General features: G+C 57.2%; 26 protein-coding genes and 2 tRNA genes. 14 read left to right on the forward strand and 14 right to left on the reverse strand.

Going from position 1 to position 26,938, the window contains the following annotated elements:
* Positions 1-166 precede the first annotated feature (166 nt).
* Genes QZ650_RS02815 through dnaJ form a run of 3 tightly spaced genes read left to right on the forward strand, consistent with a single transcriptional unit; the run spans position 167 to position 3,651 of the window.
* Positions 167-676: a nucleotide exchange factor GrpE gene (locus tag QZ650_RS02815; protein WP_292518000.1), complete on the forward strand. Its 510-nt coding sequence runs from the start codon at positions 167-169 to the stop codon at positions 674-676.
* 3 nt (positions 677-679) lie between these two features.
* Positions 680-2,506 carry a molecular chaperone DnaK gene (gene dnaK / locus QZ650_RS02820; protein ID WP_292517998.1) on the forward strand — a complete coding sequence of 609 codons (1,827 nt, stop codon included), beginning with the start codon at positions 680-682 and terminating at the stop codon, positions 2,504-2,506.
* A gap of 5 nt (positions 2,507-2,511) precedes the next feature.
* Entirely contained in the window at positions 2,512-3,651 is a 1,140-nt protein-coding gene (gene dnaJ / locus QZ650_RS02825; RefSeq protein WP_292517996.1) for a molecular chaperone DnaJ, read from the forward strand.
* Positions 3,652-3,690: 39 nt separating this feature from the next.
* On the opposite strand, the gene msrA is transcribed toward dnaJ, so the two are convergent.
* Entirely contained in the window at positions 3,691-4,182 is a 492-nt protein-coding gene (msrA, locus tag QZ650_RS02830; RefSeq protein ID WP_292517994.1) for a peptide-methionine (S)-S-oxide reductase MsrA, read from the reverse strand.
* 85 nt (positions 4,183-4,267) lie between these two features.
* Here msrA and QZ650_RS02835 point away from each other — a divergent pair, with 85 nt between their 5' ends.
* Together QZ650_RS02835 and QZ650_RS02840 are read left to right on the forward strand one after the other, a co-directional pair.
* On the forward strand, positions 4,268-4,813 hold the full coding sequence (locus QZ650_RS02835; RefSeq protein WP_292517992.1) for a ferredoxin domain-containing protein: 546 nt from the start codon (positions 4,268-4,270) through the stop codon (positions 4,811-4,813).
* A 7-nt stretch (positions 4,814-4,820) separates the two neighbouring features.
* Positions 4,821-5,903 carry a GHMP kinase gene (locus tag QZ650_RS02840; protein WP_292517990.1) on the forward strand — a complete coding sequence of 361 codons (1,083 nt, stop codon included), beginning with the start codon at positions 4,821-4,823 and terminating at the stop codon, positions 5,901-5,903.
* 327 nt (positions 5,904-6,230) lie between these two features.
* Here the strand turns inward: QZ650_RS02840 and QZ650_RS02845 are convergent, their stop codons facing one another.
* The 5 genes from QZ650_RS02845 to QZ650_RS02865 form a co-directional block, all read right to left on the reverse strand.
* Positions 6,231-7,094 (reverse strand): endonuclease NucS domain-containing protein, encoded by an 864-nt coding sequence (locus QZ650_RS02845; RefSeq protein ID WP_292517989.1) that lies wholly within the window; start codon positions 7,092-7,094, stop codon positions 6,231-6,233.
* Positions 7,095-7,201: 107 nt separating this feature from the next.
* Complete coding sequence (locus QZ650_RS02850) at positions 7,202-7,387, reverse strand: hypothetical protein (protein WP_292517987.1); 186 nt, start codon at positions 7,385-7,387, stop codon at positions 7,202-7,204.
* Positions 7,388-7,598: 211 nt separating this feature from the next.
* Positions 7,599-7,850: a hypothetical protein gene (locus QZ650_RS02855; protein ID WP_292517985.1), complete on the reverse strand. Its 252-nt coding sequence runs from the start codon at positions 7,848-7,850 to the stop codon at positions 7,599-7,601.
* On the reverse strand, positions 7,829-9,313 hold the full coding sequence (locus tag QZ650_RS02860; protein WP_292517983.1) for a PH domain-containing protein: 1,485 nt from the start codon (positions 9,311-9,313) through the stop codon (positions 7,829-7,831). The genes QZ650_RS02855 and QZ650_RS02860 overlap by 22 nt, the downstream gene beginning before the upstream one ends.
* Positions 9,313-9,828 (reverse strand): PH domain-containing protein, encoded by a 516-nt coding sequence (locus QZ650_RS02865; RefSeq protein WP_292517982.1) that lies wholly within the window; start codon positions 9,826-9,828, stop codon positions 9,313-9,315. The genes QZ650_RS02860 and QZ650_RS02865 overlap by 1 nt, the downstream gene beginning before the upstream one ends.
* Before the next feature lie 767 nt (positions 9,829-10,595).
* On the opposite strand from QZ650_RS02865, the gene QZ650_RS02870 reads away from it, so the two are divergent.
* The gene (locus QZ650_RS02870; protein ID WP_292517980.1) at positions 10,596-12,149 is read left to right on the forward strand and encodes a hypothetical protein; all 1,554 of its coding nucleotides are present in this window, start codon (positions 10,596-10,598) and stop codon (positions 12,147-12,149) included.
* Positions 12,150-12,333: 184 nt separating this feature from the next.
* On the opposite strand, the gene QZ650_RS02875 is transcribed toward QZ650_RS02870, so the two are convergent.
* The 4 genes from QZ650_RS02875 to QZ650_RS02890 form a co-directional block, all read right to left on the reverse strand.
* Complete coding sequence (locus QZ650_RS02875) at positions 12,334-12,681, reverse strand: HepT-like ribonuclease domain-containing protein (RefSeq protein ID WP_292517979.1); 348 nt, start codon at positions 12,679-12,681, stop codon at positions 12,334-12,336.
* The gene (locus tag QZ650_RS02880; protein WP_292517976.1) at positions 12,668-12,979 is read right to left on the reverse strand and encodes a nucleotidyltransferase domain-containing protein; all 312 of its coding nucleotides are present in this window, start codon (positions 12,977-12,979) and stop codon (positions 12,668-12,670) included. Before QZ650_RS02880 ends, QZ650_RS02875 begins: the two co-directional genes overlap by 14 nt.
* Positions 12,980-13,125: 146 nt before the next feature.
* A complete protein-coding gene (locus tag QZ650_RS02885) occupies positions 13,126-13,350 on the reverse strand; it encodes a hypothetical protein (protein WP_292517974.1) in 225 nt (74 codons plus the stop codon).
* 141 nt (positions 13,351-13,491) lie between these two features.
* Positions 13,492-14,673, reverse strand: coding sequence for a bifunctional 5,6,7,8-tetrahydromethanopterin hydro-lyase/3-hexulose-6-phosphate synthase (locus tag QZ650_RS02890; protein WP_292517972.1), 1,182 nt, complete (start codon positions 14,671-14,673; stop codon positions 13,492-13,494).
* 201 nt (positions 14,674-14,874) lie between these two features.
* Here QZ650_RS02890 and QZ650_RS02895 point away from each other — a divergent pair, with 201 nt between their 5' ends.
* Complete coding sequence (locus QZ650_RS02895; RefSeq protein ID WP_292517971.1) at positions 14,875-15,120, forward strand: YetF domain-containing protein; 246 nt, start codon at positions 14,875-14,877, stop codon at positions 15,118-15,120.
* A 14-nt stretch (positions 15,121-15,134) separates the two neighbouring features.
* Here the strand turns inward: QZ650_RS02895 and QZ650_RS02900 are convergent.
* Positions 15,135-15,287, reverse strand: a tRNA-Trp gene (locus tag QZ650_RS02900).
* Between the two features lie 92 nt (positions 15,288-15,379).
* On the opposite strand from QZ650_RS02900, the gene QZ650_RS02905 reads away from it, so the two are divergent.
* On the forward strand, positions 15,380-17,080 hold the full coding sequence (locus QZ650_RS02905; protein WP_292517969.1) for an AMP-binding protein: 1,701 nt from the start codon (positions 15,380-15,382) through the stop codon (positions 17,078-17,080).
* Between the two features lie 116 nt (positions 17,081-17,196).
* Entirely contained in the window at positions 17,197-18,180 is a 984-nt protein-coding gene (locus tag QZ650_RS02910; protein ID WP_292517967.1) for a hypothetical protein, read from the forward strand.
* A 45-nt stretch (positions 18,181-18,225) separates the two neighbouring features.
* On the opposite strand, the gene QZ650_RS02915 is transcribed toward QZ650_RS02910, so the two are convergent.
* Both QZ650_RS02915 and QZ650_RS02920 read right to left on the reverse strand, forming a co-directional pair.
* Complete coding sequence (locus tag QZ650_RS02915) at positions 18,226-19,533, reverse strand: amidohydrolase family protein (RefSeq protein ID WP_292517964.1); 1,308 nt, start codon at positions 19,531-19,533, stop codon at positions 18,226-18,228.
* Positions 19,530-20,201, reverse strand: coding sequence for an MTAP family purine nucleoside phosphorylase (locus tag QZ650_RS02920; protein WP_292517961.1), 672 nt, complete (start codon positions 20,199-20,201; stop codon positions 19,530-19,532). The genes QZ650_RS02915 and QZ650_RS02920 overlap by 4 nt, the downstream gene beginning before the upstream one ends.
* 167 nt (positions 20,202-20,368) lie before the next feature.
* Here QZ650_RS02920 and QZ650_RS02925 point away from each other — a divergent pair, with 167 nt between their 5' ends.
* The 5 genes from QZ650_RS02925 to QZ650_RS02945 all read left to right on the forward strand — a co-directional run bounded on the left by QZ650_RS02925 (position 20,369) and on the right by QZ650_RS02945 (position 25,492).
* Positions 20,369-21,496: a nicotinate phosphoribosyltransferase gene (locus QZ650_RS02925; RefSeq protein WP_292518088.1), complete on the forward strand. Its 1,128-nt coding sequence runs from the start codon at positions 20,369-20,371 to the stop codon at positions 21,494-21,496.
* A 58-nt stretch (positions 21,497-21,554) separates the two neighbouring features.
* Positions 21,555-21,626 (forward strand) — tRNA-Ala (locus QZ650_RS02930).
* Between the two features lie 129 nt (positions 21,627-21,755).
* Entirely contained in the window at positions 21,756-22,007 is a 252-nt protein-coding gene (locus tag QZ650_RS02935) for a hypothetical protein (RefSeq protein ID WP_292517958.1), read from the forward strand.
* Positions 22,008-22,137: 130 nt separating this feature from the next.
* A complete protein-coding gene (locus tag QZ650_RS02940) occupies positions 22,138-23,412 on the forward strand; it encodes an SIR2 family protein (RefSeq protein ID WP_292517955.1) in 1,275 nt (424 codons plus the stop codon).
* Complete coding sequence (locus QZ650_RS02945) at positions 23,402-25,492, forward strand: ATP-binding protein (protein WP_292517952.1); 2,091 nt, start codon at positions 23,402-23,404, stop codon at positions 25,490-25,492. Before QZ650_RS02940 ends, QZ650_RS02945 begins: the two co-directional genes overlap by 11 nt.
* Here the strand turns inward: QZ650_RS02945 and QZ650_RS02950 are convergent.
* Positions 25,489-26,931: a DUF6884 domain-containing protein gene (locus tag QZ650_RS02950; RefSeq protein WP_292517949.1), complete on the reverse strand. Its 1,443-nt coding sequence runs from the start codon at positions 26,929-26,931 to the stop codon at positions 25,489-25,491. The two genes, QZ650_RS02945 and QZ650_RS02950, sit on opposite strands and share 4 nt — an antisense overlap.
* Positions 26,932-26,938 lie beyond the last annotated feature (7 nt).

The following is a 26,938-nucleotide window of genomic DNA, read 5'->3' on the forward strand; positions in this document are numbered from 1 at the left end:
CCGGGGAGCAGCATATCGGCGGGAGAATACTGGCGAAAGAGCGGCCGATCGACAAACCGACCAGTTATAGAATCCGGATGCCTGCCTCATCCGCTAACAATATATAGAACCACATTACAATATATTCAAACCAATACATTACATCATTCTGAAGCAGGTTAGGCGTATGAAGGAGAATACATCCGAACTAAACGAGAAGCAACAGAATCTCGCTGAACCAGCGGATGCAGCATCTCCGGCGCTTGAAGAGTTGCAGAAGGCGTATGACGACTTGAACAGCCGCCATCTCCGCCTTGCAGCCGATTTCGACAACTACCGGAAGCGGATGGCCCGGGAACTCGACGCCCGTACAACATTCGCCATCGAGGAATTTGCGGTGGAGTTGCTCGACGTCGTGGACAACTTTGAGCGGGCGGAGAAGGCCGACAGTGCAGGCCTCAAGGAGGGAATGAAGCAGATCAGGAAACTCTTCGCGACCATCCTTGAGCGGCACGGCATCATCCCCATCGAGTGCCGGAACCTTCCTTTCGACCCCGAACGGCACGAGGCTGTCGCCTACGTTCCTTCGGAGGCGGAGGAAGGGACCGTGATCGATGAGGTCATTCGCGGGTATTGTATGCAGGATAAGGTCATCAGATGCTCGAAAGTCGTAGTATCTAGAGGATTGGAGGAATAAACAATGGTTTCAGAGAAAGTCCTTGGCATCGATCTCGGAACAACCAACTCGTGCATGGCAATCATGGAAGGCGGGCGGGCGACCGTCATCGCCAACGCCGAAGGCGGCAGGACCACCCCGTCCGTCGTGGCCTTCACCAAGGAAGGCGAGCGGCTGGTCGGCACCGTCGCAAAGCGGCAGGCGATCACGAACCCGAGCCGCACCATCCAGTCGATCAAGAGGAAGATGGGCACGAGCGAGAAGGTCACCATCGGGGAGAAGAGTTACACGCCGCAGGAGATCTCCGCCATGATCCTCCAGAAACTGAAACTGGACGCGGAGGAGTACCTGGGCGAGAAGATCACGAAGGCCGTCATCACGGTGCCCGCCTACTTCAACGACGCTCAACGGCAGGCGACGAAGGACGCGGGGACGATCGCCGGTCTTGAAGTGCTCCGGATCATCAACGAACCGACCGCAAGCGCGCTCGCCTACGGCATCGAGAAGGAAGGCGAGTCCACGGTGCTCGTCTACGACCTCGGCGGCGGGACGTTCGATGTCTCGATCCTCCAGCTCGGCGACGGCGTCTTCGAGGTCAAGTCGACCGCCGGGAACAACCGTCTCGGCGGCGACGACTTCGACAAACTGGTCGTCGACTACCTGGCCGAGGAGTTCCGGAAGAAGGAGGGCGCCGACCTGAAGAAAGACCCGGTCGCCATGCAGCGGCTGCGCGATGCGGCCGAGAACGCAAAGATCGAACTCTCCACCGTCCAGAAGACCAACATCAACCTCCCCTACATCACCACGACGGAGAGCGGACCGAAGTTCCTGGACATCGACCTTACCCGCGCGAAGTTCGAGCAGCTCATCGCCGATCTCGTCGACTCGACCCTCGGGCCGGTGAAGCAGGCGCTCGCCGACGCCAAACTGAGCGCCGACGATATCGACCACGTCCTCCTTGTGGGCGGGTCGACCCGGGTGCCGCTCGTGCAGGAGACCGTGAAGAAGATCCTCAAGAAGGAGCCCGACAAAGGCATCAACCCCGATGAGTGCGTCGCCCTCGGCGCAGCCATCCAGGCCGGCGTCCTGACGGGCGAGACGAAGGACGTCCTGCTGCTTGACGTGACCCCGCTCTCGCTCGGGATCGAGACGCTCGGCGGCATCGCGACGAAGCTGATTGAGCGGAACACCACCATCCCCACAAGGAAGAGCCAGGTCTTCTCGACCGCGGCCGACGGCCAGACCTCCGTCGAGATCCACGTGATGCAGGGCGAGCGGGCGCTCGCGAAGGACAACTTCACGCTCGGGCGGTTCCAGCTCACCGGCATCCCGCCGGCACCCCGGGGCATCCCGCAGATCGAGGTCACGTTCGATATCGATGCAAACGGCATCGTCCACGTCTCGGCAAAGGACCTCGGCACCGGAAACGAGCAGTCGATCACCATCAAGCCGCAGGACTCCCGGCCATCGGAAGCAGAGATCCAGCGGATGATGGACGACGCAAAGAAGTTCGAGGCGGAGGACCAGAAGAAGCGCGAGGAGATCGATCTCAGAAACGCCGCCGATACTGCTGTCTTCACTGCCGAGCGTGCCTTAAAGGAAGCGAAGGAGACGATCGACGCCGCGGACAAAGAGAAGATCGAGAGCGCGATCGCCGACCTGAAGAAGGCTCTTGAAGGTGACGACCTTGATGCCATCAAGCAGAAGATGGACGTCCTGACCGAAGCGGTATATGCCGTCACGACCAAGATGTACCAGCAGGCGCAGGCCGCCGCCCAGGAGCAGAAGGCGGAAGGTGCCACAAAGAAGGATGATACCGTCGTTGATGCCGATTACGAAGTCAAAGAGTGAGGTCAATGGGTCCGGACAGCTACTACGATACCCTCGGCGTCTCGCGTGACGCCGACGAGAAGGAGATCAGGAAAGCGTACCGGGACCTGGCACGAAAATACCACCCCGACGTCTGCAAGGAGCCGGGGGCCGAGGAGCGGTTCAAGAAGATCAACGAGGCCTACAGCGTCCTCTCCGACGCCCAGAAACGCGCCCAGTACGACCAGATGGGGCACGACGCCTACAGCAACGCGTCCCGCGGTTCGTACGCCGGCGGCGGATACTCCGGGGGATTCAGCGCCGACTTCTCGGGGTTCGGGGATATCTTCGATACGTTCTTCGGCGGCGGGGGAAGGCAGAGCGCCGGCCCCCGCCCCGGCGCCGACCTCCTGATGCGGATGCGTATCACGCTTGAGGAGGCGGCGTTCGGGACGGAGAAGGAGATCGCTGTCGACCATGTCGAGCCCTGCCCCGCGTGCGACGGGTCGGGGAGCGAGACGAAGAAGTTCACCACCTGCCCGACCTGCGGCGGCAGCGGGCAGATGCGGCAGATGAGCCAGTCCATCTTCGGGAGTTTCGTCCGGATGACCCCCTGCACCGCCTGCGGCGGGCGGGGGAAGATGCCCGAGTCCCGGTGCAAGGCCTGTGGCGGAAGCGGGCACCGGCGTGCCCGGCAGACCGTGAAGGTCCGGGTCCCGCCGGGGGTGGATACGGGGATGCGCCTCCGGATGGAGGGCTACGGCGACGCCGGGGAGTACGGTGCGCCGAGCGGGGACCTCTACATCGAGATCAGTGTTGCGCCGCACAGGTCGTTCACCCGCCGGGGCGACGACCTGGAGACGACCGTCGATATCACCCCGGCCCAGGCGGCACTGGGCTCCGAGGTCGAGGTGCAGACGATCGACGGGCGGACCGTCGTCCTGGATATCCCGGCCGGGGTGCAGTACAACACCGGGTTAAAGATCCCGGGCGAAGGCGTGCGCTGGCAGACGAAGCCCGGCGATATGCTTGTCCGGGTGCGGATCGTCGTCCCCACGCGCCTGACGGAGGAGGAGCGGGAGATCTACGGACGCCTGCTCGAGATGGAGGGAAAGAAACCCTCCGCGAAGAAGAGCAAAGGCTTCTTTCAGGACGTCGTCGACAAGATGAAAGAGTCGGTGAAGTGAGGGGAACCCCCCTTTACCAGCAGTCTCTCTTTTTTGCTGCTATACAACCCGGCAGTGCCCACCGCCCTGTTTCGCGAAGTACTGCTGGTGGTACTCCTCGGCCCGCCAGAACGTCCCGGCAGGCTCGACCGCGGTGACGATGGGGGCCCGGAACCTGCCCGAGCGCCCTATCTCCTCCTTTGAGGCCCGTGCCTCCTTCTCCTGCTCCGGGGTGTGGTAGAAGATCACCGACCGGTACTGCGCCCCGATATCGGGGCCCTGGCGGTTGCGCGTCGTCGGGTCGTGGACGTTCCAGAAGACTGTGAGGAGGTCGCGGTAGGAGACCTCGTCGGGGTCGTAGGTTACCTGGACGACCTCCGCGTGCCCGGTCCTCCCGGTACAGACATCGCGGTAGGTCGGGTTTGTGAGGGTGCCGCCCATGAATCCCACCGCCGTATCCACGACGCCGGGCACGTGCCGGAACGTCTCCTCGACGCCCCAGAAACACCCCGCGCCGAACGTAGCCTTCTCGGTATGCTTCTCCGGTGCCATGGCAACCCCGTCATTCAGCCGACTTCCGGGAAAAAGGTATCGATGCCGGGCATACCCTTATATCGAGTCGGTCCCACGTATCCGTATGTTCTCTGATTCAGACGCCGTAGAGACGGTCGCCCGGCTGATGGCGCTCTCTGCGCGCACTGCCCCGAAGGCACGGGGGATCGATGTGATCCGGACGATGATCATCACCGGCGAGGAGCGAAACGTGCTTGCGGGGGCGATGCGGGAGTTCGGGGAGCGGCACAACGCCGGGTTCTTCATCAGGGACGCAGGCAACGTCGCGGCAAGCGACGCCTGCCTCCTCATCGGCTCGCTTTTGGACGACGCCGCAGGCCTCGACTGCGGCGCGTGCGGCTACGCCACGTGCGCAGAGATGCTCGATGCGCAACGGCAGCGGCCGGCCACTCCGTTTTGCGGCCCGAACTGCGCTGTTCGGATGACAGACCTCGGGATCGCCATCGGTTCCGCGACAAAGACCGCAAGCATCCACAACGTCGATAACCGGGTCATGTACTCGGTCGGTGTCGGTGCGCTCGCGCTCGGGTGGCTGGAGGGCTGCGGTGTTGCCTACGGCATCCCGCTCCGGGCATCTGGAAAGAATATCTTCTTTGACCGCGCACCCTAACAGCAGCATGCCTATCATGAAGATCCGGGGAGGGGATCTGGACCTCGTCGAGTACGAGTTCACCTCCTTCGCTCCCGGCGAGCATATCCGGCCGTGCGGTCTCCAGAAGGACTACCCGCTCACGCCGGTCTCCGGCACCGTCGTCGTCCGCGCTCCGGCGCGGATCCACCTCACCGTGCTTGACATGAACCGGTTCTCCCCGGAACGCCCGGGAGGCGGCGGGATCGGCTTTGCGATCGGGGTCTACTGCACCGCCGAGGTCGAGTGCACGCAGTCAGGTATCGAGATCGACTATGCTCGTGAGCCGATCCTCCGGCATTTTGTGGAAGTCTTCCGGCAGGTCGTCGGCTATGAGGGCGGTTTTAAGATCCGTGCGCGGGACCACCAGTATGAGCACGTGGGGCTCGGGTCGACGAGCACCATCCTGGTCGCCGTCGCGAACGCCCTCAATATCGCCGTGGGCTCGCCGTTGAACCGCGACCAGCTCCGGATCCTCATCGGCAGCAACTATGTCGAGGAGACGGAGATCGGGAACGTCGCGTTCGGGTTCGAGACCGGTGTCGGCCCGGCCGCGAGCACCTACGGCGGCATGGCGGTGATGGGCGATGAACTGACGCTCATCTACCGGCATGCGTTTGCCGAGGACAAAAAAGTCTATATCGCCATCCCGACCTCCGATATTTCGTCAGCGGGGGAGATAGAGTTCGATCTCCTGATGAACAAGGCACGGACCCTCGACTACCGCGACCGCGCCCTGAAGTCCTATCTCATCCTGATGGACCTCATCCCGGCGCTGGAACGAAACGATCTGGCAACGATCGGTGATGTCATCTGGGAGATCGAGTTCCGCGGCTCAAAGCGCGCCGAGGTGGAGCACCACGGGTTTGAGATCTACCGCTACATGGCGGCGCTCCGGGATGCCGGCCTCGAGTTCGTCGGGATGAGTTCGGTCGGCCCCTCGATCGCGGTCATCAGCGGCCGGCCGGAGGAGGAAGTGACGGAGATCCTCGCAAAGGCGGGGCTCCGGGTTGCGATAGCGACAGAGGTCGACAACGAGGGGCTGAAGGTCCGCCTGGAAGAGAGGGCGTGAGGGTCCGATCTCTAAAACCTCATTTTAGCATTTCCAAGCTAACCGGAACCCTTGGGATCATAGAGAAAACGCGCCCTCTACGGTGCGCTCTTGATGTGTTAACTGCTCTGCTTTGTTCCCTCAATGATCGAACGTTGGCATCCAGTCCGGCTCGATCTACGAACCCTGATACAGTGGACCGTGGGGATATCGCCACAGGGGGAGGGGCTGACGGGGAGGGGGTATGCCCCCTCCCCTGTCTCTATAATTCACACCTATGGTGCTCGAATCCCACATTCATGGGACGGTTATGTCACAGGCAGTTGGTTGTCTGGTGCTCTCCTTCAATCACATACAACTATATTCCATTTTTAAGTTGAACTCAATTGCAGAGATGCTACTACCTTTTGGCATGTTACTTTGGATCGCACATAATGCAGACCTAGTTCGCCGATCCATTTCCTTGCATACGAGGATTCCTGTCACTTTATCGGTATTGAATTCCTTCATTATCTGATTCATATAGTCTAATAGTTGGATTAACGCACTGGAGGGCGATTTGTCTCTTTTTAATTCAATGACAGTGTATTTGTCGTCCTGCTTATGCTTACAGAAGATGTCAATATAGGTGCCATCTCTTGTACGATAATGCTGGTTCTTATCGACGATCTCTAAGTCTGGGAACAGTTGATGGAAATTCCGCCGAATTACATCCTCTAAATGGAGTTCTAACATATTTTCTATGACTAACGTTTTGACTCCTTCAGAATTGACATCAAGATCTGCCTTAATAGGGTCACTTGTTAAGAAAAACTCTTCAAGCGCATCAAATTCTGCAATGATCTGGGATAACTCTTCAACTGGCAAGTCCATAGGGGCGATAGTACCAACGATTGTATTTCCCAAGGCCGGATTACAAACTCTTTCTACGATACTATCCGCCTTTCCACACCTTCTAGCAACATTTGTTATGAACTCCCTGTATGTAGTGAAATCCTCCTCTGAAAGATCCCCATCTTCATCTCCACTTCCGCTCAAAATGAACTTCTTTATACTTGCTCTGCTTTCATATGGTAACGTGACAAACTCCCCATAACAGGCAAGAAAGACATCGGGATGTTGTGTACGCCGATATTTATCAGTTAAGAGAATCTTCCCAAGATAGTACCATTTGTTATCATGTTTGAGAAAGTTAAATCCCCTTTCTGTCACTCTTAGTTTGCGTTTCTTAACGGATATTAATTTATAAGACTTTAAGGCTGTCAATCTCTCAAAGGTGGCTTCATACAACTTAGTTTTATTCATGTGTGTCATGAACATCAGATCCAAGCATCTATCTCTTCAACCAGTGTCTCTTCCAGATCCTCATCGATAACTTTGAGAATAAAACCGGCAATTTCTCTTCTTTCGTCTACAGTAGTTGATACATCAAAACTACCAATATCTTCAAGTTCTGAAATAAACCGGAAAATAATCTCTTCGTTTTCTTCGTGGTCGATCACCATGCGAATCGCCCCTCAAATATGCTCTTTAGTCATATCTGCAATGGAGAAATATAACTTCCCCTTTAGCACCGGGAATGTTTTATCTCATCCTTAGAAGATGTAGGGGTAGTATTACAGTCCGAAGCACAGGTTGATTTTTCTTATAACCGTCCCTGATGTTTTTGCACTAGATCCATTTTTACCACCAGTTTAGGGTATTTACTTCCACACTTCACGCGACGGCATAAATTTCCCTCACGGTCTCCTCCACCGCCTGGCGAAAGATCGGGTTCCTTACCGTGGAGAGTTCAACGAGATCGATCTTGCGACCGAAGGCCCGGACCGGGTCTTCGGCGAGCCCGAAGTAAGCCCGTGCGTGCTCCACCGCGGTCATCGGCTCGGACTCGACGATAGAATCGATGTCGCTCGATGCCGGTTCGAACCGGCCCCCTGTCGCCTCACTCAGATACTGTTCTTCCGCCAATCGTACTCCCCGCTCGCGATCCGCTCCAGCACAGTCTCCCCGATGACACCGAGCCGGCTCCCGGAGAAATACCCTGAGGAGATGCTCGTGCCTCCTGTGGAGGAGAGAAGGTATACCCTCCCCCGGGCGACGCCGAAGAGCCGGGCGACCGGACCTCTCGTGATCCGGACCATCTGCACCCTGTCGTAGTTCATGACGACGGTCTCGCGGTCGACGGCGCCGTTCACGAAGGTGAAGAGGTCGCTACCGGCATCAAACCCGGTGATCCTGTAGGAGACAGAGGTTGCATAGAATATCACGAGGACGGCGAGCGCTGTCGCGAGGGGCAGCGCGAGCGGGAGGAGGGAGCCGGCGAGCCCGCCCATGGTTGCCGTCTCGCGGTAAACCCAGAGCGATGGGTAGGCCATCACCGCAGTGAGCGCCAGAGAGGCCACGGCGGCCCGGAGCAAAAGCACACTCTTTGCCCCCGGCGGCTGCCTCTCCGGGTCCGCCTCGTACACAAACTCCGGCACCAGTTCCCGCAGAAGTCTCTGCTGCGTCGCATCGTCCTTTAAGAGGCAGAGGACAGGGCGGAGGCTCTCCCCGCTCCCGGCCGCGAGCCCCACCACCTCCACCTCGATGCACGACCGGTGCATGAGCCGGGCCGCAAGAGTTCGTTTTACCCGGATGGCGTTGATCCTGGAGACATCAAACGACGTCCTGTAGGTCCGGATCAGCCCATGCTGCAGGTATATCGTATCGCCCCGGCGGTACACCCGATAGTTGTAGTAGTGGAATATCAGCGAGACCGACGGTGCCAGCAGGACGACAAAGAACATCAGCAGAGAGATGAGCGCCTTACCGTCCGCTGCCAACCCCGCTCCCGCGGAAGGGAGTAACTGATAGACGGAATAAGCCAGGAACGCAAAACCGGAGACCGTCTGGTAGGTTGAGACGCTGAAGAGACCGTGTATGATCACATCCATCGGGGAGAATGTGGCCGGAGATCCAATCGCCTCAGCCTCGCCCGGGGCGGGACCTTGATCATACAGCCGCTGCCCCATCCCGGACCGTATCCTCTCCGCCATGTCCTGCCGGAATGTCAGGACGGCTTCCGGGACCGTGGCACTGCTGCCCGAGTTGATGTTTATGAGCAGTCGCGATGTCCTAAATACCCTGTTTATGATGCCCCGGGTTATGTTGACCGACGCGATCTTCGAGTAGGGGAGGGTTTTCTTCATCTTAAACAGCGTGTCCCTCTCCACCACCACGCCCGTCTCGTTGAACCGGATGGTCGTCTTCCTCCACTGCCAGTAATTGAAGAGCACCAGCGCGACGAAGGCGGCCGCCAGTATGGCCGCTACGACAGCCCCTCCAAACCACGCGACGCTGAGCGCGAGGATGGCTGTGGCGGAGAGCGACTTCTCCACTATAACGCTCGGGTGGCACCGGATCCTCTCGTCGGGCACGTTCATCCCCCGCATCAGTCTCCCGGAGACCCGATCTGCGCCGGGATCGCCGGTATCCTCTCCTTGAGCATCCTTCCGACCAGACTGTTCAGCAGTTCGGCCACCCGCTCCGCTTCTTCGACTTCGAGATAATTGAGCGTCGCCACCCCTCCGGCGGTGGTTATCGTGACCTCCGCGAGGCCGAGGATGCTGTTGATCGGGCCTCGTGAGATCTCGACCTGGTGCACCCTCTCGATCGGCACCAGGATATGGCGCAGCACGAGGACACCGGAGCGCACGTCGATCCGATCGGCGGTGATCCGGTAGCGGTACCGGGCGTAGAAGACCGGCGGGGCCACCACCACGTAGACCAGGACGATGGCGAGGACCCCCATAAAGACATACAGAGCGGGCTCGGTGTATGGGTCGAGGATTTCCTGCGCGTAGATCCTCGCGAGGGCAAAGACGGCGATGAGGATGAGATATGATAGGGCATGCCCGATGTACATCGAGAGGATGCACTTCCGGTTCAGCCGGCGGTAGCCATCCATTTCTCTCTCGTTCCCCGTGGATCGCCCGTCAAACGGGCCGGGAAAAGGCATAATATTATTTTATATTGTATTGCCTTAAAATTACGTTTCAGGCTTTTTGCACTTTTCTTGAGAGATTCTCTGAACCATCGGCGATGTTTATCGATACTCGCCGCAGCTCTTCATCGGAGCAGGGCCCATCGGGCTGTCCGGACCGGATGCGCCGGAGGAGTCGTCTCGCCCGCAGAAGGCAATCCAACCGCTTCAGACATTTATTCTCTGTCGAACCCAGGTGCAGGTCATTCTCCACGCCCCGTCAGCAGGTCGAGAGCGGGCCCGGGGATTCGCATGATATCGAGTATAATATTTTTCCAATCGAATATCCCAACAAATATATGATATTAAATATATTCCTTATTCCAGTCTCCAGATCAGACGGAAAGGTCGAGGAGGGATCGAGTGCGTATTTAGCAAGAAACTCTTGCTTTTCAGCAGACGTCAGCCGCGACGGGCGGCTCCGGCAATCCTTCTCGACCTCGCCACGATATGGTGCCGGGTGGTGTACTGCAGCCGTATCGCTGCTCTCCCGGACTCCGTTTGCTCAGGGGACGTGAAATGCAGACGAAGATGGCTGCCCGGAGAGCGGGCCGGTGGGCGGGACCGATCTTTCGGTGATGGAATCGAGGCAAACGGTGCCCCGCCGCTCTTCCGCGAGAGACCGGGTGCAAGAACCCCTACCGTCGCACCGCTCCACCGGGCGGCCTGATCGAATTAAACGAGGCATGAACATGGATGTGCATCTGAACTGGATTGCAAGAGTGCTTGCACTGCTCCTGCTGATGGGGATCAGCGTGGCACCGGTCTCGGCCAGTGAATGGCAGATCGAGACCGTCGATGCTCCGGGGAGTGTCGGGGAGTGCACCTCTCTCGCCCTGGACCCGACCACCGGCGATCCCCGGATCAGCTACTACGACTTTCAGAACAGCGACCTGAAGTTCGCGGCCTGGAATGGGTCGGCCTGGCAGAACGAGACCGTCGATACTCTCGGGGATGTCGGATACTACACATCCCTCGCCCTGGACCCGACGACAGGCGACCCCCGGATCAGCTATTACGACGGGACAAACGGGGATCTGAAGTATGCCAGCTGGAACGGGTCAGCCCTGCAGATCGAGACCGTGGATGCTGCCGGGAATGTCGGGGCATACACCTCGCTCGCCCTGGACCCGACGACGGGTGAGCCCCGGATCGCCTATCAGGACAGAACAAACGGCTCGACCGACGTTGACCTGAAGTATGCCGCCTGGAACGGGTCGGCCTGGCAGATCGAGACCGTGGATACGGAAGGGAACGTTGGATGGTGGCCTTCGCTCGCCCTGGACCCGGTGACGGGCGAGCCCCGGATCAGCTACCTGGACCTGACCAACAACGACCTCCGGTATGCGGCCTTGAACGGATCGGCCTGGCAGATCGAGACCGTCGATGCTGCAGGGGTTGTCGGGTGGTGGACCTCGCTCGCCCTGGACCCGACCACCGGCGACCCCCGGATCAGTTACACGGACCGGAACAATGACGACCTGAGGTATGCAGCCTGGAACGGGTCGGTCTGGCAGGTCGAGATCGTCGATGCCGTGGGCGGTGTCGGGTTCGAGTCCTCGCTGGCACTGGATCCGGCCACGGGCTACCCCAGGATCAGTTACCGGGGTCTGGCGACTACAGGGGATAACACCCTGAAGTATGCCGCCTGGAACGGGTCGGTCTGGCAGATCGAGACGGTGGACGCGGGAGGAACCCTCGGGCAGTACACGTCCCTCGCCCTGGACCCGACGACCGGCGATCCACGGATCAGTTACTACGACGGGTTTCCGAACGAGGACCTGAAGTACGCCGCCCTTGCGCCCGGCGAGGTCCCTCCCTCAAGCACCCCTACCATGATCCCCAAAGCCCCCCTCGTCGTGAACCCCACCGACCAGGAGCCGGATGATGAGGCCCCGACCGCGGAAGAGGACGTCGACGACGTCACCGAGACCCCGGCCGCGACAGAGAGCGATGAGGCGCCGGAAGAGGCCGACACCACCGCCCCCACGCAGACTCCCGCCGAAGCGGCAGCGGACCTGGTCACCCTGGTGGACGACCTCGAACTGCCGGGCGGTACCGAGAACGCCCTCACGACCAAGCTGGACAACGCCATTGAGAAGATGGACAGCGGAAACACAAATGCGGCCGGCAACAACCTCAACGCCTTCATCAACCAGGTGGAGGCACAGAAGGGAAAGAAGTTGACCGCTGAAGAGGCCGATGCCCAGATCGCCATGGCGCAGACGATCCTCGAGGGCCTTTAGGCTACGGGCTCGTCTGTCCAAAACCTTTAACCCCTTCCCTTTTTTCGCGCCGAAAAACTCCGGAAACACAGCCGGCCAGATGACAGTAAAATCCATCGGGACAAACCACGCCTGTTGCCGGAGGTCTACGCCGGGCCCGGGTCACCAGCTCTAAGACCTCATCTTTGAGACACAACGGCACGCTCTACTTGTCCTCTGCTAGAAGAGCCTGCACTTCGCGGGAGAGAACCGGGAGATACCCCTCGACAACACCCCAGACAACCTCATCGGAAACGGTTGCGTACCCGTGAATCAGGCGGTTCCGGAATGCGATGATCAGGGATGCATCGGATATCTTCTTCCGAAGATCCGGCTCCCGCCGGAGGAGCTGGTTCAGGGCTTCGCCGATGATCTCAAACTGCCGCTCCACTGCGGACCGGAGCATGGGGTCGGCATGATACTCCTCATACGTCCTGCCGGCAGTAAACTGCGCAATATACTCCGCTGCCGTGGCGATGTCGTAGAGGTATTTCTGCGCCTCACGCGACAGCATAGACTTCCCTGCAGGTCTCCTCCACTACCCGGCGGAAGATCGGGTTTCGCACCGCGGACAGCTCAATAAGATCGACCTCGCGGCCGAAGGCCCGGGCCAGGTCTTCGGCGAGGCCGAAATAGGCCCGTGCATGCTCCACCGGGGTCATCGGTTCGAACTCAACGACGAAGTCGATGTCGCTCGATGCCGGGTCGAACCGGTCCCCTGTCGCCGAACCGAAGATGCCGAGCCTTCTCGCGCGGTGGCGTGCCGCGATGCCGGCGAGATCAGGGATCTTCTCGCGGATGATGGGATGCACCGGACTCCTCTATGAGAGTAATACTACAGAGGGAGCATTATCCCTTTCGGGTGAACCGTCCCAGCCTGGTCCCCGGCGTCGGCATAGGCCCGGTAGCGGGCACCGCACCTACCTGTGGCCAGTCGTCAGGGTTGATCGCTCGTTTATCATCCCCCGCGCCTCGCACTGACGAAGACGATACCAGCCCCGACAACGAAAGCGACCGCCCCGGCCGCCGCCCAGAACGGTGATCCGCTCACGATCGGCTCACAGTCCGCGACACAGAGTATCGGGGGGATCTGGATGATTGCCGTGCCCTGCAAAAACCAGAGCAGACCGAGAGCTGCGATAAAGGCGCCGACGAGCACGCCCACAACCTGTATGAGTCTCATTCCCGGTCCGACCACTACGGTTCATGGCTATTAACATGAGTGTCGTGGGGGGACCGCGACGCCGGGATCCACCGCATCGTTGCGACACCCTGCGAAGCCGGCTTCCGAATAGTGGCCGTGGGAAAAAAGATATCGACCGACTTAGAAGTCGGTCATAATCCTGAACTGGTCGATCTCTTCGGTGCTCAGTTCCTCAAGGAACTCTTCGGCCGCGTGCTGGATGTTCTTGCTCGCGGTGATCGCCCGGCCGACGACAAGGATATCCGCGCCCGCCTTGAGCGCGTCCTTCACGACATGCTGCCTGACGCCGCCCGCCGTCGCGACCAGGAGCCGCTCGCCGCCGGCCTTCTTGATCGCCGGGATGTCTCCCCAGGCGTAGGCGGTCTCCTCGACGTCGATGCCCCGGTGGAGTTCCACGACGTCCGGCTTCACCTTCAGCTGCTCGACGACAGCGCGGGGGTCCTTGACGTTGAGCATGTCGACGACCGTGTAGATCCCGGTCTTGCGGGTATCCTCGATCGCCTTCTCGATCGTCGAGATGGGCGCAAGACCGGAGATCACGACGGCGTCGGCACCGGCATCGGCGGTCATCCGGGCCTCGAGGTTGCCCGTGTCGAGGGTCTTTAAGTCCGCAACAATGAACGCATTCGGCCGGATCTCGCGGATCTCGGATATGATCGAGAGCCCGAACTTCTTGATCAGGGGTGTCCCCGCCTCGATGATCAGGTGGTCGTTCTGGGGCAGTTCCTCAAGGACCCTCCGCATGTGGTTCTTGTCGACGAGGTCCATGGCGACCTGGAGGTACGGCGGGTCCCAGAGGCGCTGGACCTTGAATCCCATGACCGCGTGGGCCGCCCGGTCCTTCTCGTGCAGGAGCGTATCGACGTCCGGGAACCGGTCGAGAGCGCGACGGAGCGCGAGTTTCATTGCACCGTAGTTGAACCGGTAGATCTTGTTGTAGTCCTGTGCGGTGGGGTGCACAAAGACGCTCGCCATAATGACGGTGTCCTCGATATCGATCCCCTCAAAGACGCCCTCCTCGACCGAGTCGGCAACGGCCTTCGCCACCGCCGCCTGGACTGGCCCGAACATCTGGTTCACCTGGTACTCCTTCTTTAAGGTGACCTTCGGGATGATGAGCGTCGAGGGCTTCGTCGGCAGGTTCGGCCTGACAACCGCAAGGAGCGGCGTGTGGCCTCTCGAGAGCTGCGAGAGGGAGTTCGCAAACGCCTGCCCTACCGCTCCCTCTTTGTTCCCTATTAACAGATCGATGTGCGCAAGTTCTGCGCCGTCTCCAACCAATGCTTCACCGATGAGATACATATGCATGCCCTCAGATAGTGCAGAAATATTGGTGAGACAGGTATTAAAGACCTCCCGGTTCCCCTCCGGATTCCGCCCGGCGAGCATGTATTTTTGCCGGGGAAGCACAAACGAGGGGCGTTCCTTCCGGGGGATGGAGTGGGCGGCCGTGCGAGGTCGCACGCGGGTGACCAGAGTATAACCAATCCCGGTGCTCTCTCGGTGCTCATCTCCATCGGCCAGTACAAGAGCAGGCGGTTTCGCAGTATCGTCTCCCCGGAAGCCCTGAAGGTGATCGAGGACGGGAAGGTCATCGAGAAGAGCCTTCGGCGGGAACTGATGACGCATGACGATCTCATTGAACAGCTCGCGCGGAGGATACTGCAATCCCGTGGCATACGCCCCGATCGACGAGGCGGGAGACGCCCGGTGTTATCATTAGCGAAGATACCCCGGGGTATCGGATAAAAGTGATAAGAATGTGGGGTCGGTGAGATTTGAACTCACGATCGACGGGTCTCTCCGACATGCATCAGTGCTCCAACGGGTCATCATCTCTCCATCAGGAGACCCATTGTTCATCACGTGCAAAGACCGCTGGAGCCCGTCGCCATTCCGGACTAGGCCACGACCCCCTATCCTCTATACCATTGACGCCATGTGAGATAAGGGTTGTGCTGAAAGGAACCAGTAATCATATATCGGTACGGTAACCCATTTATATAGAATGGTTGAGGGCAGTTACGCGTGTGGGAACTCGCAGATACCTCTGCTCGGCATCACGATCGGTGAGATGCTGAATCGAATCGCAGCGGCGCACCCGGATAACGATGCGCTCGTCTCCGTCCACCAGAATATCCACTGGACATACGCGGAGTTTCTTGAGCGCGTCGACACCCTGGCGCGCGCCCTCATGGCGCTCGACGTGGAGCGCGGGGACCGGGTCGCCATATGGGCGCTGAACTACGCGGAATGGGTGCTCACCCAGTTCGCCACCGCAAAGATCGGCGCCATCATGGTGAACATCAACCCGGCCTACCGGACCTACGAGTTCGAGTACGCCATGAAGCAGTCCGAGGTCCAGACGCTCCTCATCCAGGGGCGGTTCAAGACCTCCGACTACGTCGGGATGTTCTACGAGTCCTGCCCTGAGGCGTTCGAGGCGAAGCCCGGCCGGATCCACAGCGATAAGTTCCCGTTCTTAAAAAACGTCGTCTTCCTCGGCGACATCCCCTACAACGGGATGTACACCTGGGATGAACTTCTCGAGAAGGCCGCGCTCATCAGCCCCGACGAACTCCGGGAGCGCGAAGAGTCGCTCGACTTCGACGACGCGGTCAACATCCAGTACACCAGCGGGACGACCGGGTTCCCGAAAGGGGTCGTCCTGACCCACCACAACATCCTAAACAACGGCTTCATCATCGGCGAGGGGATGAAGTTCACCCACAAGGACCGGCTCTGCATCCCGGTGCCGTTCTACCACTGCTTCGGGATGGTCCTCTCGAACATGGCGAGCGTTACCCATGGCGCCGCGATGGTCCTGCCGTCACCGGTCTTCAACCCCGAAGCGGTCCTCAAGACCGTGCAGGACGAGAAGTGCACGGCGCTCCACGGCGTGCCGACGATGTTCATCGCCGAACTCTCGCACCCGGACTTTTCGAAGTACCGGCTCGATACGCTCCGGACCGGGATCATGGCCGGGTCACCCTGTCCGACCGAGGTGATGCGGGAGGTCAACAAGAAGATGAACATGTCCGAGATTGTGATCGTCTACGGGCAGACGGAGACCTCGCCCGGCGTCACGATGACGACGACCACTGACCCCCTGGAGCGCCGGGTCTCCACCATCGGCAAACCGTTCCCCCACACCGAGATCAAGATCATCGACCCGTACACGAAGAAGATCGTCCCCCGCGGAGAGACCGGCGAGATCTGCGCCCGGGGCTACTGCGTGATGCGGTGCTACTACAACAACCCGAGCGCCACCCGGGCGACGATCGACGAGCACGGCTGGAACCACACTGGCGATCTCGGGACGATGGACGAGGAGGATTACCTCAAGATCGTCGGGCGGCTGAAGGACATGGTGATCCGCGGCGGAGAGAACATCTACCCGCGCGAGATCGAGGAGTTCCTCCACAACCACCCGCTGATCGCCGACGCCTACGTGATCGGGGTGCCGGACAGGAAGTACGGCGAGGAGTTGATGGCCTGGATCAAGACCGACAACGGCGCGACCCTCACGGAGGATGAGGTGAAGAAGTTCTGCCGCGGCCGGATCGCGCACTTCAAGATCCCGCGCTACGTCAAGTTCGTCGACGAATTCCCGATGACGGTCTCGGGCAAGATCATGAAGTTCAAGATGCGGGAGATGGCGATCGAGGAACTCGGCCTTGAGAGCGAGTCGAAGATCGAGACCGCATAACCCATATTTCAGGCTCCGGGGCGAGCCCGGCCGGTAATCCTCCCGAAAACCCCTGCAGGCAATTTCATCATCCTTTTTTTATACTATGGGTTGTATCCCCCACCCGGGGGAGAACCATGGATCAGAGGTTTCTGTATCTTGCCTGTATCCTCATCCTGACTTTGCCGATTGGCGCGATCGCCGCGCCGGTCGGGGAGACCGGGGCACCGGCCCCGGTCCAGGTGACGACGAACGAGAGCGACCAGATCTCCGCGGCCATCGACGGCGAGCGGATCGTCTGGGTTGACGGGCGGCACGGCGGCGCCGACATCTACGTCTACGAGATCGCCAGCGGCACGGAGACCCGGGTCACCAACGGGACGGCCATCGCACTCTGGCCGGACATCTCCGGGGACCGTATCGTCTGGGAGGATAACCGGTCAGGAAGCCCGGAGATCCGGTTGTACGATACGGCGACCGGGACCGAGACGGCGATCACCAACGGGACCAGGGGCACCGTCCCGGCTATCGACGGGGATATGGTCGTCTGGCTCGATAGGCGGGCCGGGGACGAAGGCGGCATCTACGCCATGAACCTGACGACCGGCTCCACCGTCCGGGTCTCGTCCGGCCCGGTGCAGGGGGATCCCCTGATCGTCTCGCCCGACGTCTCGGGCGGGGCGGTCGTCTGGGCAGACCAGAGCACCGGGAACTACACCGTCTTCGTGAGCGAGGGAGGCGGGGCACCCGTATCGCTTGCAAATAACAGCGTGATGCAGGGATTCCCGACAATCTCCGGCGGCCGGGCCGTCTGGTCGGAGGTCGGGAACGGGTCGTCGTCGCTGGTCATCCATAACCTCACCTCCGGAGAGGAGGAGCGGGTCGCCGGCGGGCCGCCGGGGGTGGCCACCTATCCTGATATATCCGGGGACCGGGTCGTCTGGCAGAACGCTACGGGCCAGGATACCGATGACATCTACCGGTACGACATCGCCACCGGGGAGACCCTGCAGGTCACCAGCGACGACGCTCCCCAGTTCATCCCGCGCATATCGGGCGACCGGGTCGTCTGGATGGATAACCGGTCCGGGAACTGGGATATCTACCTTTATGGGGCGTGACGGTTTTGAGGGGGCTCCTCCCCCTCCCCGGATAAAAAAAAAAGTTCAGGCGGCCTCTTCTGCCCGCCCGACGAGCGCCTGAGCCGCCGCCGCGGCTTCCCGGACGATCTCTTCTTCGCCCGGCACCTCCCGCTCGTGCATCAGGACCCTGCCGCCGCAGAGGACGGTCATGACCGCGTCGCCGTTGCAGGCATAGACGGTGTTTGAGTCGGCGTGGAAGAGCGGGGTGTTGCAGACCGCCCGGGTATCGAGGAGGACGATATCGGCCAGTGCGCCCACGGTCAGGGTGCCGGGGCCGGTGCCGAGCGCCCGGGCGCCCGCCGCGGTCGCCATCGCGATCGCCTCGCCCGCGGGAAGCAGGGTCGGCGAGTTCCAGGCGAACTTCTGGAGCAGCGCGGCGAACTTCATCTCTTCGAGCAGGTCAAGGTTGTTGTTCGAGGCGCAGCCGTCGGTCCCGAGGGAGACGTTCGCCCCGGCCTCCTTCAGCCAGCCGTAGGGCATCGCCCGGTTGACGGCGAGTTTCATGTTGCTCGCCGGGTTGTGGGAGGCAGAGACCCCGCGTTCTCCGAGGAGCCGGCACTCGGCCTCATCGAGCCAGCAGCAGTGCGCGGCGACCGTCCGGGGGGTGAGGCACCCGCACTCGTCGAGGAGATACGCGGGGCGTTTGCCGAACTGCGCGACGCAGTCGGTGACCTCCTTCTCGGTCTCGGAGAGGTGGACGTGGATCCCGATCCCCTGCTCTTCTGCGTATTCCGCACACCAGGTGAGCCCCTCGGGGGAGACAGTGTAGATGGAGTGAGGGCCGACGGCCGCCTTGATCCGCGGGTTATTGAGCGATTTTACGTGAGCAACGAGGGCTTCGGTCGCTTTTATCTCGGCTTCGCGCTTCTCCGGGATGTTGAGGTCGATGAACCCATAGGCGAGCGTCGCCCGCATCCCCATCTCGTCGACCGCGGCGGCCGCCCGGTCCATGAAGAAGTACATGTCGTTGAACGCAACGGTGCCGCTCTTGATCATCTCCAGGCACGCAAGTTTCGTCCCGGCGTAGACGTCGTCGCCGGTAAGATGGGCCTCGAGCGGCCAGATCTTCTGCGAGAGCCAGTCCTGCAACAGCATGTCGTCCCCGTAACCCCGCAGCAGGGTCATCGCGGCGTGGGTATGGGTGTTCACGAGGCCCGGGACGGCAAGCCGGTCGGAGCCGTCGATGACGATATCGGCATCGATCGCCCGGCGGGCGTCCTCTCCTATGGCGGCGATCGTCCCGGTCTCGTCGATCGCGATATCTACAGTCGATCCGTTGATGGTGGCCCCGGCGATCAGGACCGATCCTTGGGCGGTAAAGATCTCGTTCATGCGAGTCGCTCCACAATACTCTCCAGGATCCTCTCGGTCCTCTGGGCGTTCGCCCGCGAGGTCGCGAGGATATGTTCGTAGGTCAGGGTCTCGTCTCCGAGGCCGTTCGCGTAGTTGTCCACGGTGCAGACGGCGGCAAACCGCATCTGAAGCTCGAGCGCGAGCGTCGCCTCGCTTGCGACCGTCATCCCGACGATATCGGCAACCTTTGCAAGCGCTCTGACCTCGGCGACGGTCTCGATCCGCGGCCCCCGGGTCTGGGCGTAGACCCCGCCCACCCGGGCCTCCGGGACGAGTTCGCCGAGGGTGCGGACGAGGTCCGCGTCGAGTTCGGGGCGGACATGCTCGATGCTGCACTCGTGGATGGACGGGATATCGGTGACGCTCAGGTAGTCGGTGGGAATGACGATCGAGCCCGGCGGGATCGCCGGCTGCAGGGAGCCGGTAGAGCCGATGGCGACGATGCGGTCCACCCCGAGGATGGCGAGCGCGGCGAGGCAGGCGCGGTAGTTGATGCGGTGCGGGGGAAGGCTGTACTGGTGGCGCAGGAGGAGTGCGAAGCCTCCCGTATACACCTCCGCCTTTCCGTAGGGTGTGGCGACGGTTGTTCTCTCAAGCGGCGGCAGATCGGCGAAGAGGAGGCTCGTGCCCCCGATGATCCCGAGCACTATGCCCACCCCACGGGCGGGGTTCTTCCGGCCGGCATAGCGGCATACGCTTCTCCGTGCGACATTCCTGTCTATCGGGTCGACGTCTTATGGGAAAAACCCCAGCTCTTCGGTGCGGGGAGATGCGGTCCGGAAGGGTTTACATCTCCAGCGACAACCGGAACGTCATGGGCAGGTTTCTGATGGTCGGCGAGGATGCCATCCGCGACGGGGAGTGCACGGACGTCTACTTCCGGCGGGTCACGGACGCCATGGAGAAGGACGGCGTCAACCCGGAGGTCACGATGGAGGTGACCGCCGGGACGCTCCCGGACCCCTGGGGGGTCTTCTGCGGCCTCTCTGATGTCGTCGAACTCCTCGAAGGGCTCCCGGTGGACGTGGACGCGATGCCGGAGGGCTCGGTCTTCTACCCGAATGAGCCGGTCCTTCGCATATCCGGGCGCTACCGTGATTTCGCGGCCTACGAGACTGCCATCCTCGGGTTCCTCTGCCACGCATCAGGTGTGGCGTCGGCGGCGGCCCATATCCGGCTCGCCGCCCGGGGCCGCCCGGTCTACTCCTTCGGGTCGCGCCGCCAGCACCCGGCGATTGCCGCGATGATCGAGCGGGCGGCCTGGATCGGCGGGGTGGACGGAGTGAGCAACACCTGCGCGCCGGAAGGGATCCCGCTCGCGGGGACGATGCCGCACACCTTCGTGATGTGCTACCCGGGGACAGAGGAGGCGTGGTGCGCGTTTGCGCGGGGAGCGGGCCCGGAGGTGCCCCGGATCATGCTCGCCGATACGTTCGCCGACGAGAAGGTCGAGGCGGTCAGGGCGGCGGCATGCGGGGCGACGGCCGTCCGGCTGGACACCCCGCGGTCCCGGCGGGGCGACCTGCGGGCGATCGTCGAGGAGGTGCGCTGGGAACTTGATATCCACGGCTACCCGGACGTGCAGATCCTCCTCTCGGGCGGGCTCACCCGTGAGGACGTCGCCGCCTATCATGACATTGCTGACGCCTTCGGGGTCGGCGGGGCGATCGCGAACGCGCCGGTGGTCGACTTTGCTATGGACATCGTGGAGATGGAGGGCCGGCCCCATGCGAAGCGCGGGAAGCGGAGCGGCGCAAAGCAGGTCTACGAGATGCCGGACGGCCGGCGGATCACGCTCTCCCTCGTCGTTCCTCCGCCGGAGGGCGGGATGCCGCTCCTCTCGCGCTATATCGAGCGGGGCGCCGTTGTCGCGCGCCCGAACATGGATGATGCGCGGGAGCGGGTGCTCTCCCGGCTATCCAGCCTCGCGGGCGAGGGATAGGGGGGCGAGGGGCCGGAATCCTTTTTATCTGATGACGATCAACATTGTAGGGTAACAGGGGCCGATAGATCAGGGGGAGATCGCTACCTTGGCATGGTAGAGGCCGCGGGTTCAATTCCCGCTCGGTCCATGTTGTTTTTCTGAATGTTTTGTTGTGAGTTGAGTCTCGGGAATTGCGATTTTTGCAGATGCATCAAGCGATTTGTTGGCGTTGGGGATCTCTGCTCCTAAGGTAATGTGAAATCCTCCTCTTTTTTAGATGCCCGATCTTGAGAAAGTCATCCGTAAAACCCGTCTGGAGAAAAGAGATAATCACGATATTACCGGTTTTCTTGGAGTTTTCGCAGAATCCTTTTCCGTCGGCCATTTGATACTTCCATACCCCTCTATTTGCAACCCCCAGCCCGGAGCAGCGGCACGGGGAAAGCGGCACTTTTCCCTCTTTGCCACGGAGTCACGATACGCTGCAGAAATAATACACGGGTTTATCTCACTTGTAACTGTTTTGTGAAGTGCTGAAGCCCCACTTCTCAAGATAAGTTAAAATCTGTATTAGGATTTAATAACCTCAGTTGATAGATAACTTTCGCTATGAAAAGGTATATAAAAGCAACAATTAATCCACTGTATGGTTATGGCTGATGAGGACAAGTATTGATTGGGATAAACCAAATATCCTCTACATAAATCGAGAATGCATCCCTCTCGATGATGCTCTTCAGACGGATAAACTTCGTTCTAAGATCGAGCCTTGGCTATCAGCAATCTTCCAAAGTGAGCACTTGTCACTGTTGGTTGGCAATGGCCTAGCTATAGCAACTGCAGAGATTGCAGAGTTACCACCTCCAACATTAAACCGTATAAAGTTCGAAACCTTCGGCAGTCAAATAAGTGGATGGTCTGACGTTCAGGCAGAAAAAATGGGCAGAGGAATAGCAAATTTTGAGGATGATCTGCGCTCTGCACTGGAATTACTAAATGGCCTCCGAATTCAGAATGACGTTGAGAATGCCATATCTCTTGAAGAGGAAATTAACACTCAGTTAGTAACTTTCATCAATCAAATATTAGAGACCGAAAACAAGTTCATCAACATCGATGAGGTTCGTAAACAGGAGGCTATAGGTTATCTTAAATCATTTTTAGTAAGCTTTGCGAGTAGAGCGGCTACAAGAGATCGACTACACATTTTTACGACGAATTACGACCGTTTCATTGAGTATGGTTGCGACCTCGCAGGAATAATAATTTTTGATCGCTTTATTGGAAAAATTCACCCCGTGTTTCGAAGTACAAAGATAGAGTTTGACTGCCATTATAACCCCCCAGGTATTCGAGGCGAGCCGAGGTACGTTGAGGGGGTAGTAAGATTTACAAAATTGCACGGCTCGATTGATTGGCTGTTTTATGATGGAATGATCATAAGAGACCTTTTGCCATTCGGTGCTGATGGGAAAGCTACCGGAATTGTAAAAAATCAAGCTGTTATTTATCCTAATTCTGCGAAAGGAATCGACACAGCATATTATCCTTATTCGGAACTGTTCAGGGATTTTTCTTCTGCCGTCTGTAGACCAAATTCAACTTTGGTCATATATGGATATAGCTTTGGCGATTCTCATATAAACACCATATTAGAAGATATGCTCACAATTCCCTCAACGCATATGGTAATCATCGCATATGGGGACGAGGCCAACAGAATTAAGCGGTTCGTTGAGAGAAACAATGCTGCACAATTCACCTTATTAATAGGCAATCACTTTGGAGATCTCCGCACTCTATCAGATAACTACCTTCCAAAAGCTGCTATAGACCGTATTACGGAGAAAAAACAGAAAATACTAGAGAGAAGGGGATTTGATTATTCTAAACTCTCAAAAGAAGGAAATACGGAGTTTACTGATGGTGAATAATTGCTGTGACTTTGATTCTATTCGCAATTTTACTATAGGAACTCTGACATCTGTTTCTCCGAATGAATGGAAAGTCCTGCTGGAACACGATGCACCTAGTAGCACGGCAATAAATACTGGAACACCTACGCTATTCCCAAAAATAAATGGGTATGTATTAGTTCCCAATGAATCGGGTGCGTTAATTGGCATGATATCATGGATAGGGATTGAACAATCTCAATATCCAAAAAGGAAGGGGTTCAAGGATTTTGATCTTATAGACCTTCCTTTCCCTCAAAGGGTTATGTTAGTAACCCCGATGGGGGAATTGAGGTGCAGAGATGACGTGTTTAAAGTCGAAAGAGGAGTTTTCAACTATCCTTCTGTGGGTGATATTGTCATTCTCCCAACCAAGGAGCAGCTTGAAGCTATAGTCGAGAATAAGGATGGTAGGGCAAATTTTAGAATTGGTGTTGCACCCACTGCTGCGAATTGCCCGGTATATGTTAATCCGGACAAATTATTTGGGCGCCATTTAGCGGTTTTAGGTAACACGGGAAGCGGAAAATCCTCATCGATCGTCGGGATAATCAGGTGGTCAATTGAAAAGGCCAAGCAAGCATCAAGAACTGGTAATGTTAATGCAAGGTTCATTATTCTTGATCCTAATGGAGAGTATGCGGGCGCGTTTGACAATTTATCTCGAAATGTTAGAAAATTCCGAGTGAAAATTGATACAGATTCCCCTGATTTTAGACAACTCCGTGTACCCGCTTGGTTGTGGAATAGTTATGAATGGATTGCAATAACTGATGCAAGCGGTAAAACCCAAAAGCCTCTTTTAAGGCAAGCACTGCGAGAACTTAAATCTGGAGGTCAAGATGATAATACAGTCTATAAATATGGAAGATTCTACGCGGGCTGCCAAATCGGGATACGAAGCGATCTAGCTGGTGGGCCTTCAAGGTTTAAAGGAAAGCCCGGTAAAAATGATTTTGGAAAGAAATTAGCTAGTATTTGCAAAGATTTAGAAACTGATATTAATGATTGCAAGCATCCGATCGGAGAGTTGTTATCTAATCTTTTAATTGCTTTGAATAATGTGAGAAAACGAAAATATCGCTCGTTCAACAACGACCGTGGCGAGTTCGTCGAGTATTACGATGACTTTGAAAAGAGGGATGTTGAAGAAATTATATCTGCATTTGAGGAATTTTTAAGTGAGATAGAATGGACAACCACTCCTTTGGGTCCAGATGAGGATTCACCAATTTCATACGATGTAGCATCTTTACCTGACCATATCGAACGGCTCTCGCAAGAAAAAAGTGCACAACAATATCTTGACTTTTTTATTATGCGGATTCGGACTATGCTTACAGATAGCAGAATGTCCTCAATAATAAGTACAGCTGAATCTGAGACGTTAGAAGAATGGCTGGAAACTTACATCGGCAGTGAAAATGCAGATAACGGGGAAATCGCAGTCATTGACCTCTCACTTGTTCCCTCAGATGTAATCCACCTCATAGTGGCGGTAATCTCAAGGATAATTTTTGAATCACTGCAAAGATATCGACGCTATTATGGAAAGGAATTGCCAACGGTAATGGTCATAGACGAAGCTCATACCTTTATTAAAAAATATTATGAAAACCAAACCGAATTCACGCCGTTAGAGATGTGCTGCAAAATATTCGAGAAGATTGCTAGAGAAGGAAGAAAATATGGGCTTGGCCTGTTAATCTCTTCGCAAAGACCCGCTGAATTATCCCCTACAGTACTATCTCAATGTAATACATTCTTACTTCACAGATTGGTCAATGATAAAGATCAAGAACTTGTTAAGAAATTTGTACCTGACAATCTAGGAAGTTTGTTAAAGGAATTACCTGTTCTGCCTACTAGGAAAGCGATTTTACTTGGTTGGGCCTCTCCGATTCCAATTCTTGTTGAAGTCGATGAGCTCGAAGAAAAATACAGGCCAAAATCATCCGATCCATCTTTCTGGAGTGTTTGGACACAGCAGGAAGAGCGTGAATTGTCATGGCCTGATCTTGCAGATGAATGGCAAAAAGGAGGGCATACTGAAGTTTAATTCTCTTTTAGGCTCGCAATGCTTACGGTATGGGTCTCCGATGCATTGGTTAAGCCAGAAATGATCGCTTTAATCTTCTTCTGCGATTGCCCCTGCTTTAGTCCTTTCGTTAGATGTTTGATGGTAATTCGATCCTTCCCTTCCAATGCCAACTCTAGGGACTTAAGGTATGATGACGGCCCAAGAAACACAATTTCTTCAGCCATTGTAAACTCTAAATATTGAGGGATTTGGCGTTTAAGTTTTTGCGCAAACTCTTGACATTCTGCTTTAGTTTTAATCGTCACGTCGTAATCTGGGTTGATAGATCTATCGGGTCTAATTAAACCATATTTAGCCGAGAGAATAAACCAGGGACTATTCGACAGCTCCGCATACTTGCGTTTCAATAAAAAGGCTCTTCCCGAATAGGCATCCTTTGCCAAACACTTTACTCCTTTGTTCTTCCGTTTTCCACAGGATATTACTGTGATCTGAATGGGTTTTGCTGGATTAACCTCTCTTTGGTCTCGTTTTACGACAACTTTAGTGTTTAAAGATGAGATATGATGTTTGATCTTCTCTGCAGTAGTGTTAATCGGGTCACATGAAGCTGTGACGCCACTGAGTGGCGATAATATATTTGTCTCAATAAAGCACCTCGTTTGATATATACGGTGCACATGGTGGCACCTTGGATCTTGATACTTCTTCTTGTATTGAAAAATCCATCCCTTATAATCAGCGGCGTCTGCCCCAATACTCTCTAAAAACTCATGCCTTTTGGGATTGTAAACGCCTAAACAGAACACTCTATCATCAGGCCATTCGCTTTTTATTGCTTTCACTATTTCAGCGATATGTTCCCTATTCGAAGATGCAAACCTGGCAGTATTTTCTCTCTTGGTTAATAGACCACCAATTGCAATTTCTTCGAACCCCATTTTCTTTAATTTTTCATAGCACCTCAGATAATCACTTAGAGACTTACCCTGAGCAACACCGACCAGTTTGAAGTTGCATTCAAGAGAGGAGTAAGTGTTCATTGCGACTTCAGCGCTATCCACCGTTCTTTCCCAATCTCCAAGTACATCGAGCATTATCCCCCTCTCGATGTTCATTTGGTTGTATCTTTCAAAGAGTTCTGGATAATCTAGAATAGCGCCATTTTTTGTAAAAACTCCGCTATCAGCGATTTTTGTAATACATTCTCTCACTAACTGACCCTTGGTACATCTTTGAAAGTCACCGTCAAAGGGACACTTCCCATCAACAACACCACAATATTCTAAGTCTCCACAGGGGAACTGCGAAGCCATTGCCCGGAAGTTTTCGGTCGTGCAAGCCTGGAGCATGAGACCTACCTTTACAGGATGCCTTTCGAAAGGCAGACCTGCAAGTATTCTTAGGCTCATCGGGCGGTCAGCCACAAAATGGGGTATTAAGGTATTGCTTATCATTTTGCAT

The sequence above is a fragment of the Methanoculleus sp. genome, from assembly GCF_020696975.1.
Lineage (GTDB): Archaea > Halobacteriota > Methanomicrobia > Methanomicrobiales > Methanoculleaceae > Methanoculleus.